General features: G+C 64.2%; 9 protein-coding genes. 2 read left to right on the forward strand and 7 right to left on the reverse strand.

Annotation, left to right across the window (positions count from 1 at the left end; genetic code table 11):
• Nucleotides 1-15: 15 nt before the first annotated feature.
• The 7 genes from VFG17_RS08095 to VFG17_RS08125 form a co-directional block, all read right to left on the reverse strand.
• On the reverse strand, nt 16-2,157 hold the full coding sequence (locus VFG17_RS08095; protein WP_325028946.1) for a TonB-dependent siderophore receptor: 2,142 nt from the start codon (nt 2,155-2,157) through the stop codon (nt 16-18).
• 119 nt (nt 2,158-2,276) lie between these two features.
• Nucleotides 2,277-3,146 (reverse strand): SGNH/GDSL hydrolase family protein, encoded by an 870-nt coding sequence (locus VFG17_RS08100; protein WP_325028947.1) that lies wholly within the window; start codon nt 3,144-3,146, stop codon nt 2,277-2,279.
• 24 nt (nt 3,147-3,170) lie between these two features.
• Nucleotides 3,171-4,331, reverse strand: a complete 1,161-nt coding sequence (locus VFG17_RS08105) for a DUF3089 domain-containing protein (RefSeq protein ID WP_325028948.1) — start codon at nt 4,329-4,331, stop codon at nt 3,171-3,173.
• Entirely contained in the window at nt 4,328-5,035 is a 708-nt protein-coding gene (locus tag VFG17_RS08110; RefSeq protein ID WP_325028949.1) for a TetR/AcrR family transcriptional regulator, read from the reverse strand. Before VFG17_RS08110 ends, VFG17_RS08105 begins: the two co-directional genes overlap by 4 nt.
• A gap of 54 nt (nt 5,036-5,089) precedes the next feature.
• On the reverse strand, nt 5,090-6,676 hold the full coding sequence (locus tag VFG17_RS08115) for an AMP-binding protein (protein ID WP_325028950.1): 1,587 nt from the start codon (nt 6,674-6,676) through the stop codon (nt 5,090-5,092).
• A gap of 47 nt (nt 6,677-6,723) precedes the next feature.
• Nucleotides 6,724-8,031 carry an MFS transporter gene (locus VFG17_RS08120; protein WP_325028951.1) on the reverse strand — a complete coding sequence of 436 codons (1,308 nt, stop codon included), beginning with the start codon at nt 8,029-8,031 and terminating at the stop codon, nt 6,724-6,726.
• 66 nt (nt 8,032-8,097) lie between these two features.
• Nucleotides 8,098-10,284, reverse strand: a complete 2,187-nt coding sequence (locus tag VFG17_RS08125; protein ID WP_325028952.1) for a TonB-dependent receptor — start codon at nt 10,282-10,284, stop codon at nt 8,098-8,100.
• 364 nt (nt 10,285-10,648) lie between these two features.
• Between VFG17_RS08125 and VFG17_RS08130 the strand changes: the two genes are divergently transcribed.
• Together VFG17_RS08130 and VFG17_RS08135 are read left to right on the forward strand one after the other, a co-directional pair.
• A complete protein-coding gene (locus VFG17_RS08130) occupies nt 10,649-10,954 on the forward strand; it encodes a hypothetical protein (protein ID WP_325028953.1) in 306 nt (101 codons plus the stop codon).
• 13 nt (nt 10,955-10,967) lie between these two features.
• The gene (locus VFG17_RS08135; protein WP_325028954.1) at nt 10,968-11,909 is read left to right on the forward strand and encodes a PHB depolymerase family esterase; all 942 of its coding nucleotides are present in this window, start codon (nt 10,968-10,970) and stop codon (nt 11,907-11,909) included.
• Nucleotides 11,910-11,951: the final 42 nt, after the last annotated feature.

The following is an 11,951-nucleotide window of genomic DNA, read 5'->3' on the forward strand; positions in this document are numbered from 1 at the left end:
CTGCAGCAGCGGCGGTCAGAATTTATATCCCACTTCGACGAAGGCCGACCGCGGTTCGCCCGGGAAATGCCCGCCGCGATCGTTGAAGCCGGAGGCGGCATAGGTCTTGTCGAAGATGTTGTCGACGCGCAGCCGGACGTCCCACGGACCGCGGGTCCAGGTCACCGATCCGTCGAACACGAAATAAGGGTTCACCGGCTGGTTCGAAAGGCTGATACGCTTCGACACATAATCGCCGCCGAACGCGAAGGCCAAACCGGTGCTCGGAATTTGGTAGCGCGTCCAGAAGCCGAGCTTGTTTTTCGGGGCATTGGCAAAGCGGCCGCCAGCGACGACGTTGCCGATGCCGCCATTGGTGTCGGTAGTCGATTTGGTGACCTTGGTATCATTATAGGCGTAGGTCAGCGTCAGCACCCAATTGTCGGTGATATCGGCCGCGATATCGACATCGACGCCCTTCGACACAACTTCGCCAAAGGCGATATTGTTGTTGATCCCGTCCGGCGGCGTATTCGTGTCGCCGAGCGGATCCGCCTGCAGCAAATTTTGCCGCTTGATCCGGTAGACCGACAGGCCGCTTTGGATGCGCCCGCCGAGGAGAGCGGTCTTGACGCCGCCCTCGAACATGTCGCCCGTCGTCGGCGGAAACGGCCCGCCGGCGCGCGGGTCCTGCGCCGAGGCCGACTGCGGCTCGAAGCTCGTCGCATATTGACCGAACAGCGACAGGTCGTCGCGCACGCGCCAGACAAGGCCGACGCGGTAGCTCTCGTCGCGATCCTTGAATCGCGTGCGTGCGCCGTTCGCCGCGATACTGACATCCTCGAAGCTGTCGGTGCGGATGCCCGCGACCGCGATCACCCGCCCGATCGTGAGTTCGTTGAGCAGGTAGAAGCCGTTGCGCTTCGTATCGGTATAGGTCGTCGTCGGCGTCTGGAGGTCATAGGCGGCAGGATCGCAGGCACGATAGACCGGGTTCGCGAAATCGAGCGGGCATGGCCGCCCCGCGACCGCCGTGGCCCCGCCGGTCAGCGACGTGGCGGTCGAGGTGGCGTCCTCGGTGCTGTAGTCGAAGCCTGCGAGGATGCGGTTCGAAATGCCATCGGCGATCTGCGCCGACCACACCGCGTTGCCGCCAAAAGACCAGCTCTTCGTGCCGCGATACTGGTCGCGATACTGGCGCGCCACGGCGTCGAAACGGCCATCGGCGTTCCGATCGAGCAAAGCGATCGGCTCATGATATTTCTGCTTCTCGGAGGCGTCGATGCGGCGGCCGCCGACGTCGATCTTCAAATTCTCGGTCGGCTCGAACTCGAGCTTAGCTTGAAACGCCGTCGAGCGAAGATCGAGAAAGTCGCTGGGTTCATTATGGTTCCAGCGCCGGTCGGCAAGGAAATGGCCGTCGGCATCGACCGCGATGCCGCGCAAGCGGTTGGCGGCCAGATCCTGCTCGATGCGCCAGGCCTGCGTCGTCAATTTCGCGAAGCCTAAATCGAAGGTCGCACCTGCGTCGAGGAGCAGCGACTTGTTGCCTGCAAACTTGCGTGGCAAGTCGCGGTCCTCGAAGAAAGCGCCGCCGCGCAGCGAAATGACATCGTTGACGGGACCGGTCACCTCGACCTGCCCGCCGTATCGGTCCTCGGTCCCTGCGACCAGCTTTGCCGACGCCGAGAAAGTCTGCGACGGCTTTTTGGTCACATAGTTGAAGAGGCCGCCGGGCGCGGTCTGTCCGTAGAGCATACCCGCCGGCCCCTTAAGGAACTCGACACGTTCGATGTTGAAAAGCTGCGGCACCGCAAAGCCGATATATGGATCGCCGCGCAGGCCGTCGTAGAAATTCTCCTGCTGCCGAAAGCCGCGCGCGGTGACGCCGGCATAGGAAAAGAAGCTGACGCCAGAGATATTGCGATAAAGATCTTGCGCATCGCGCGCGCCCTGGTCCTCGATCAAATCGGCGGTGAGCACCGTGATTGACTGCGATGAGGCCAAGGGCTCCGTCGGCATCTTGCCGCTCGCCGTCTCTTCGACGCGATAGAGTTTCGACACACGCCCCGTGACGATGATTTCGTCTCCCGCGCCGTCGGCGGCTTCCTCGGCAAATGCGTTCGGTGCCATGGCAGCGGCCGCGGCGGAAAGCCCCAGCGCAATCTTGCGAATCATTCTCATTTCCCCTTTTCGAACGCGCCGCTAGCGCAGTTGAGAATGGTTCGCAAGAAATTCGATTGGCGTGTATGGCGATTGCAGACCGTGCGCTCATCAGCGAAGGAGAACGGCGGCCGTCAAGGAACCGGTGCATTCCTCAAAGAGGAGCCAGCTTCGGCCGGCAAGGATCGGCGAACGGCCCGCGTCATCAGTCGATAGCCTCGACGATTGGGATGGACGCCGTCAAAGCTGAACCCGTCGTTTGTCGCACCATCGCGAGTGGTCAGCACGGCGTGATAGTCGATGAATTCAAGCTTCTCGGCCTCCGCATAACTCCTCAGCCAATCGTTCAACGCGGCAATCTGCGGCACGGGCTTCAGGTCCGGCTTCCATGGAAAATGTGCGGCTGGCGGAATCGAGCCGAGGATAACCTCGATCCCGTTCGATTTGGCGAGCGACACCATAGCCTTGATATTATCCTTATACTGGTCGGTGCTGGTTGGACCGGTGTTGCCTGCAATATCGTTGGTGCCAGCCAATATGTGGACGATTGCCGGCTGCAGCGCGACGACGTCGGCCTGAAAACGAAGCAGAATTTGCGGGCTCGTCTGGCCGCCGATCCCCCGGTTGACGATGCCTTTGCTGAAGAGGTCCGGATCGCCGAGGACCCAAAGTTCGGTGATCGAATCGCCGATAAAGACGACCCGCCGTTCCGACTTCGGGCCGGCGCGCAAGCGTTCGTTATCGGCATGATAACGGCAGAGGTCCGGCCAGTCGCTCTTTCGCGCCTCGGCACTCGCCAAGCGGTAAACGGCAAGCTCGGGCGGCGGCGGTGTTCGCGTTTGCGGCATCGTCACGAGGGCATAGAAATGGGCCCTTACCGTATCCGGAACCGCGACCACCGACCCCTCACAGGGATCGGAAACCATGCCCACGCGTGGCTGCGGCTGGGCGGCGGCACCCGCGGCAGCGCCGAATGACGCCAGCAAAAGGATGGAACGGATCACGGAAACCCCCTTTGCCACTTCGTCTTAATCCGGATGGCGCGCCTGCCAGCTTGCGACGCGGTCGATCGCGTTGGCGCGGATGCTCGCATAGAACAGGCCATAGTCGTTCCGGTGATAGCTGCCGTACAGCCAGCTTAGCGTATCGCGGAACGGCGAACCCCAGGCGACATCGACGTCGAGAAGCATGTCGGTGCACCGCGCGCCCGTCAGTCCCTTCTCGAGCGGCGCCAGCGTGGCCGCCTGCCTGGGATAGGGCGCCTCCGGGAACGGCAGGCTGCCGGGGTTCGACGCCGCGTTCGCTATGCCCTTTTCGTTCCAGGTCAGCGGATTGACGCAGATCGCCGGAGCGGTGCTTTTGACGCGTTTTCCCTGCCACCAGAAATCGACGTCCTTGGTCAGCATCGACGCGGCGGTGCGGCCTTCCTGACTGGCGTTCCACGACAGCACGCAGCCGGTCTGGCGCGCATCGTCGCACGTCGGCAGGCCGAGCGAAGCGAAGCTCGCGGGCGTATAGGCCCCCACCGTATAAGCCGCGACGAGCCGGTCCTGCAGCGGTGTCCCGATGATGGCTTCCTGCAGCAGGCGAACGGCGTGCCCCGTTCCCTGGCTGTGCGAAGCAATGATGAAGGGCCGGCCGCCGTTATAATGTTCGACATAATAGCGAAACGCGCGAGCCACATCGTCATAGGCGAACGCCACGGCATCGCCGTCGCGAAGCCCGGCGAGCGAGGCTTGCCGATAGTGCGGCGCGTAGAGCAGGCAGCAGCCATTGAACGCCGACAACTGCGCGAGCAGCACCGGGCCGTTATAGGCACCCTCGACGTCGTAAGGCGCGTTCCACACGTCGTTCTTCAAATACATCGTCGGATGGATGAAGAAGACGTCGGCGGGCGCCTCGCCTTCGTCGATCGCCGTAAAGCCCGGCGGTACCGAACGTTCGAGGCCATTGGCACCGGGCAGCGCGAACCACGCCGCTTTTTGTGCATAGTCGGGTGCGGGCGGCGCCTTCGTCTGCGCGAACGGCGCGTCAGGTTTGCGCGTGCTTTCGACCAGGCTTTTCGTGATCGAACATTGCGACAGCAGCGCAAGCAGGGCGACGATCGTCGCCAGGATTTTCCAGCGTTTGCGGATTCTGCCGGCCTTGCCGCGCAGCCAGTTCGGCTGGCGCTCGGCCGGCGCGATCACTTGCCGCCCTCACGCGCCGCGCGGCGCGCCTCGCAGGTCGCGATGAAACCCGCCGCCATGAAACGCGCCATACGCTCCTTGACCGCCTCGAAATCGTCCGACAGGCAAAGCCCGCCCGACAATTTGTCGATGCGCCCGGTTCGCCCGAGCGTCAGCATCAGCCCCGCCGACACGAAATGATAGCCCCAGAAAAGATCCTCCTCGGGGCAATCGGGCATCGCCTGTTTGATGATTCCGATCAGTCGCAACACGACGTGATCGAAATGGGTATCCATCAATTCGGCGCCCCATTCGGCGGTGTTGCTCATCTGCGCGCCGAGTTGACCATAATGGCGCCAGCCGATTCCGCCTTCGGAAAACAGTTCTAGATCGGTGTCGAGAAACGCCCGCAACGCCCCTTCGACCGACGGCCGGCCCTCGACCGCCGCTTCATAGGCATCGAGCGCCTTCATCCGCCGCTCTACGGTGACCGAAGCCCGGCGCGCGATCACCGCGTCGAACAGCTCCTTCTTGTCCTTGAAATAATAATGGAGCAGCGACTGGTGGACGCCGACCTGCGCCGCGACTTCCTTCAGCGTGACGCCATAGAGCCCACGCTTCGAGAATAATTCTTCGGCGGCGTCATATATCTGCTCCATCGTCGCCGCGCGCTGGTCGGCCTTGGTCGGCCGTCTCCGGTTCGTCTGCTTCACCGCCTTGGTCATTTTATCCCCTTCGCCGCGGGTCACAAAAGCCCGCGGGCAGGCGTCGTCATTGGTTCAGCCATGATCGGCTCGCAAGCGCATTTTGTCGATCTTTCCGGTGAGCGCCAGCGGCATCGCGGTGCGCCGGACGATCGCATCGGGCAGCCACCAATTCGCGACGCGTCCCCGCAGCGCATCGAGCAAAGTCTCGTCGCTGACCTCGACGCCGGCGCGCGGTTCGACGATCAGCACCGGACGCTCGCCCCATTTCTCGTGCGCACGGCCAACGACGGCAACGAGCGCGACCTCGGGCAGACCGCCGACGATAGCTTCGATTTCGGCAGGATTGATCCATTCGCCGCCCGATTTGATCAGGTCCTTGGCGCGCCCGGTGATCGACAGATTGCCGTCGGCGTCGATCGTCGCGAGGTCGCCCGTGTCGAACCAGCCGTTCGCGTCGGTCGCTTTCTCGTCGTGGCCGAAATAGCGTTCGACGACGCTGCCGCCCCTGACCCACAGCCGGCCCTCGCCGCCGCGCTGATCGGGCAGCGGCGCGCCCTGCGCGTCGGTGAGCAACAGGTCGACGCCCATCGGCGGGCGGCCCGATTTAGCCGCGACACGGGTTTTCGCGGTCGCCGGCATCATCGCGCCGAGCGGGGACAATTCGGTCATGCCCCAGCTCGTCTGGACGGTGACGCCCAGCCGCCGTTCCAGCCGCTCCATCAGCGCCTGCGGCACCGCCGAGCCACCGAGCAAGAGCCGCTTGAGCGAGGGCAGTTCGCCGCCGACCGCGTCGAGATGGTCGACGAGGCCAAGCCACACGGTCGCGACGCCCGCCGCGACGGTGACTTCCTCATCGGCGATCAGCTTCGCAAGGCTCGCGCCATCCTGGTCGCGGCCGGGAAGCACGAGCTTCGCGCCGACCGCGGGCGCGGCGAAAGGAAAGCCCCAGCCATTGGCGTGAAACATCGGCACCGCGACGAGCACCGAATCTTCGCACGTCAGCCCCATGACGTCGGCCTGCAGCAGATGCGTCGTGTGGAGATAGTTCGAGCGGTGCGTGTAGGTGACGCCCTTGGGGTCGCCGGTGGTGCCCGAGGTGAAACAGAGCCCCGCGGGCGCATTTTCATCGAACCCGCCCCAAGCCGTGGGCGCCCCGTGCGTAGCGAGGAGGTCGGCCAGATGCCAGAGCCGCGCACCGGTCACGACCGGCACCACGTCGCTCGCCGGGCCATCGTCCATCATCACGACATGCTCGATCGCGGGGCACTGCCCCACCAGATCCTGCACGAGCGGCGCGAGCCCGCTGCTGACGGCGAGCACGCGGTTGCCGGCACGGTGCATCATCTTCGCAAGATGGTCGGCGGTCAGCCGGGGGTTGAGCGTGTGACAGACGATGCCGGCGCCCATCGCAGCGTACCAGCATTCCATATGCGCCTGCGTATTCCACGCGAGGGTGGCAAGATGATCGCCTTCGCGAAGCCCGAGCGCCGCGAACGCCCCCGACAGATGGTTGCTGCGCTCGCAGAGCCCGGCATAGTCGGTCCGCGCCGGGGCGGCGCCGGTGACGATCTCGCGCTGCCCATGCCATTTCGCGGCATGGCGGAGAAATTTGTCGAGCGTCAGCGCATAGGGTTGCGGATTACCGGAAATCACGGGCATGTCTCTTCTATATATGGGGCGACGGGAACGGTTATCGAAGCGGAGCCTCAGGCAGCTTCACGACTTGCCTTTCGTTTGAGAACGCGCGCGAGCGCGAGGTGCAGCGCGATCGCAACGAAATAGAAGGGAACGAGGCTGTAGAAGGCGAGCTGGAGCGAGTTGTCGGGGTGCGTCGGCTTCAGCCAGTCGCTCACCGCGCCCAGCCAGGTCGGACCGAGGCCAAGCCCGATCAGATTCATGATCAGCAGCAGCACCGCGCCGGCCAATGTCCGTTGACGCGCCGGCACCGCGTTCTGGACCAACGTCACCGCCGGGGTCAGGTAGAAATAGTTGAGGAAGGTCGGCCCGAGCAGAAAGAGCATCGCGAGCGGCCATGCCGGCGTGTGGACGAACCCGATGAAGAAGGGCACCGCAAGCAGCAGCGAGATCGCGGGGATCAGCCCGTAGGCTTCCGGCCGCTGCGCCGCATAGCGGTCGACGAGGCGGCCCGAAAGATAGATGCCCGCGCTGACCCCGATGCCGAGGACGAGCGCGTACCAGATCGCGATCTGGTCGAGCGTCATGCCCTTTTCACGCATCAGGAACAGCGTCGTGAAGCCGAGCGTCGCATAGGTCACGAACTGGGTCGCGCCCGCAGCGAGCGAGACGAGCGTCAGATCGGGGCGCGCGAAGAACATCTTCATCGTCGCGCCAAAGGTCGGCGCATCGCCAGCCGGCTCGATCGTCCGCACGACGTCGGTCGCCCCGCGTCGCGGTTCGCGGACGAAAGCCCAGACGCCCGCCGCGGCGATCAGCCCCGCAATGCCGAGCAGCAGGAAAGCCAGTCGCCAGTCATAGGCGGCAGCGACCTTCGCCCCGAACGCCACGCCCAGCGCCTGCCCGAGCGGCGGGCCGAGATTGAACAGGCCGAGCGCGAGCCCCCGCCGTTCGGGCGGAAAATAGTCGGAGATGATCGAATAGGAGGGCGGTACGCCGCCCGCCTCGCCGACGCCGACCCCCATGCGCGCGGCGGCAAGCTGAACATAGGTCGTCGACATGCCGCACGCGATCGTCGCGGCGCTCCACAGCGCGCAGGCGACCGAAAGCACGCGCACGCGATTGGTGCGGTCGGCGAGCCACGCGACGGGGATGCCGAGGACGCAATAGAATATCGCGAAATAGAGCCCGCCGAGCAGCCCGAGTTCGCCGTCGGTGATGCCGAGGTCGTCCTGGATCGGCTTGGCGAGGATCGACAGCAGTTGCCGATCGAGAAAGTTGAGGACGTAGACGAAGCACAGCGCCGCAAGGACGAACCAGCCATAGCGATCGCCCTGCCGGCCGGCAGGAGAAACAGACGGGGACGAAGCTGCCGGCATTGCGCGTTATTTCCCGGAAAAAAGAGGCGGACATGGCCAGGACGTGGCCATGTCCGCGAGGGAGGATCAGAAATTGCGGCTGACGCGCAGGCCATATTGGCGCGGCGCCCCCGCAAGGCGGCGCGCGCCGTTGATCGCGGCGACATAATGCTGGTCGGTCAGGTTGGTGCCATAGGCCGCGATCGACCAGTCGCCGGTGGTCAGCGTCAACTGGGCGTTGAGGATATTGCGCGCCTCCAGCCGGTCGCCGAACAGCCGGTTCTGGAACAGGCTGCCCCAACTCGCCGCGATATGCGCGAAGTCGACGCGCGGCGTCAGTGTGGCATCACCGCCGAGCGGGATGGCATATTGGGCGCCTGCGCTGAGCGTCAGCTTGGGCGCATAGGCCTGTTCGTTCCCGGTCAGGTCGAGGCAACGCGGCGTCGCCGGACCGTTTTCGGGGCTGCACGGGGCGGGTGCGCCGCCGAGCCGCGGATCGGCCGCGAAGAAGGTGCCGAGCTTGGAATTGGACACCGATCCCGCGAGATCGAGCGAAAAGCGGTCGAAGCTTCCCTGCGCCGAAAATTCGACGCCATAGAGCTTGGTCGTGCCAGGCACGTTGAAGATCGACGAGATGCTCGGGGAAACCGGGTCGACGATGCTGACCTGGAAATTCTTGTAGAGGTTGTAGTAGCCGCCAAGCTGCGTCCGCAGATGGCCGTCGAAGAAGGTGCCTTTCCAGCCAAGCTCGAAATCAGTGACATCCTCTGCATCGAACGCCAACGGCGTCCGGCCGAGGATATTCGGACCATTGAGGCCGCCGGCCTTGCTGCCGGTGGCGACGAAGGCATAGAGGAAATGGTTCGGATCGACGGTCCAGTTCAGCGCGACCTTGCCATTGACCTTTTTGTTGACGGTCCGGTCGACCTGCGGGAGCACAAGGATCGGGCCGGGAATGCCCGTGAAATAGGCCCGCGCTTCGGCATCGTTGGCCGACGTTGTGCGCGACCAGCGCCCGCCGACCGTGATCTGCAACCCGTCGGCCAGTTCGTAACCGACCTGCCCGAAAGCCGCGAGCGCGGTCTTCGGATTGGTGCCGACGATCTCGATATCGAGGGCGGTCGGCGTATTCGGCGTCGCGTCCGAATAATAGCCGCCGTTTTCGGGGATGAATATCTTGTCGTGCTGATAATAGCCCCCGAGCACCCAGGTGAAGGGGCCGGTGTCGGGCGAGACGATGTTGAATTCCTGGCTCCAGATTTCCTCGCTGATATTGTCGCGGAACGACAGCGCGGGAATGATCGTGGCGGTGCCGTCGGAGTCATAGGATATCTGCGTCGTGCCGCGCTGAAACCCGCTGATCGAGCGCAGCGTCAAGCCGCTGTCGAACTTATATGCGACGTTGAGCACGACGCGGCCGAATTCGTCGCGGCCGCTGAGATGGGCGTCGCTCGCGACATCGAGCGGATCGCCGGTTTCGGTGGCGCGGCTCGCGGGCAGGCCGCCATATTCGATATTGTTGTAATCGCCCTTCAGCAGCACGGTGAGTTCGGGCGTCGGCTCCCACGCGATGCTGACGCGCGCGCTGTAATCGCGGCGGTTGCCGGGATTGCCGGTCCACGGACCCGACATGTCGTAGAAAGTGTCGCGCCGCTCCATATTGCCGGCAAAGCGGATCGCGAGCGTGTCGCTGTGCGGGATATTGAGCGCGCTCTGCAGCTTCATATGGTCGTAATTGCCATATTGGGCGAGGAAATAGCCGCCGACGCGATCGAAGGTCGGGTTCTGCTGGGTGATGAACACCGCGCCGCCGGTCGCATTGCCGCCCGCGAAGGTCCCTTGCGGTCCGCGCAGCACTTCGACGCTGGCGATGTCGTAATAGGGCTCGCTCTGAAAATAGCCGGGCAAGGTCGCGACGCCGTCGCGATAGGTGATGACGCCGACGCCGATCGCGCTCGTCTGTTCGGTCTTGCCGATGCCGCGGATGTTGAAGGCGTTCCCCTGCCCCGTCGTGTTCACCGTCAGCGAGGGCGAGGCGAACTGTAGCCCCTCGACGCTGTTGACCCCCTTGCGCACCAGATCTTCGCCGGTGAGCACCGTTGCAGCGACGCTGCTGCGCTGCAGGCTGGTGGTGCGGCGTTCGGCGGTGACGACGATCTCGGCGCCCGATGCATCGGCGGCCGCCTCGTCGACAGGTGCAGTCGTTGTCTGAGCAAAAACCGGCACCGGCCCCAGCAGGGCCATGGCCGACACGGAAAGCAGCAGCTTCCTCATCCTATCTTCTCCCAATGGCGAAACGCTCTGCGGCGTCCTCGACCGGAGACCTGTGCCCAAAACGGCGCCATGTCAACTATCATTCATACACGAATGAATATCATTTCGGCCTGTCTTACGTTACGTTATCCTTATCATAATGCCGATATCCGGAAAAATATCATCAAAGATAATTCACTAATTAATAGCGTAGTGAATTTCTTGAATCGATGTTAAGCCTTCCTCCGACTCGCAAAATGGCGGGACGGGAGAGACAGATGCCTTGCCAACATGCCCTGGCGTGCGAGCCCTCGCACACGCTCCGAACCTCTCGATCGACGGTCCTTCCCTGCCGGGGCGGGCAGCCACGACAGCGAACGGAAAAATGACTGCGCGACGCGTCCGTCAGGCGGCGTTGCTGCTGTGGGCTCTTCTTGCCGGCTGCGACGATGGGCCCGACGCCGATCCCGCCTCGCACCCCGCGGTCGTCATTCACGCCGTGTCGCAGGCGGAACGCAAGGCGTCGCAGCCCGCGCACGTTCCCGCGCCACCTGCCCCGCTGACGCCCGAAAACCGCCCCCCACTCACAGAAATGGCACCGCAAAAGCCATTCACCGACCCGCCGCTACCGCCCGAGTTGCTCGACGACGGCGACCTCATACCGCTGCCCTCCCCGCCCCGCCGTCAATGAAGAAGGAGAGGATATGACCCGTTCGCTTTTCCGGGCGCTCGCCGCCCCGCTCGCACTGCTCGCCGCTTGGGCGGCCTCGTCGGCGCCCGCCTCGGCGGCGCCATGCGCGAGCAACTGCCTTCAGCCCGGCGACCACCGTATCGCCATCTGGTCGGGCGGGCTCCTCCGCTCCTTTCTTGTCCATGTTCCCGAGAGCTACACCGGTCGCGACGATGTCCCGCTGTTGCTCGACTTGCACGGTTTCAGCAGTTATGCCGCCGACGAGCGCCAATGGTCGGGACAGCTCCGCGAATCCGATCGCCGCGGATTTATCGCGGTCTGGCCCGAAGGCATGGCGCTGAGCTGGAACGCTTATGGCTGCTGCTTTCTCGGCAACGCGCTGCTCGTCGACGACGTCGCCTTCCTGCGTTCGGTGATCGTCGAAATGAAGCGCCGCACCCATATCGACGATGACCGGGTATATGTGACGGGCATCTCGAACGGAGGCGGCATGGCGCAGCGGATGGCGTGCGAGGCGGCGGACGTCGTTACCGCCGTGGTATCGATATCCTTCCCGCTCAATAGCGACCAGTGCCGCCCTGCGCGCCCCGTCAGCGTGACGGCGATCGCGGCGACCGACGACGGCACGATCAACTATTACGGCAATTCGCCCGTCTGGCCGCTGCCCGCCACCCTCCTCGGCGTGCCGCTGGGAATTCAGGGCGCCCGCGAAAGCCTGGCGGCGTGGAAGCGCCTCGATGGATGCAGCGACGAACTCACACGCATCCAGTTGAAGGACGACGTCCGTGTCGAGGAGTATCGCGACTGCCGCGGCGGGACGCGCGCCGGCCTCGTGACGATCGTCGGCGGCACGCACGTCCTTTACAGCGGCTATGTCGGCCTCGGTTACTCGGGCGACTATGTGGCGCCGATCGACGTCGCCGAATATATGTGGACGACCGTCTTCGACCGGTAGCATGTCCAAAAAAGCGCGGGTGGCCGCCTGAAATCGGCTGGC

The organism is Sphingopyxis sp., from assembly GCF_035686825.1.
Lineage (GTDB): Bacteria > Pseudomonadota > Alphaproteobacteria > Sphingomonadales > Sphingomonadaceae > Sphingopyxis.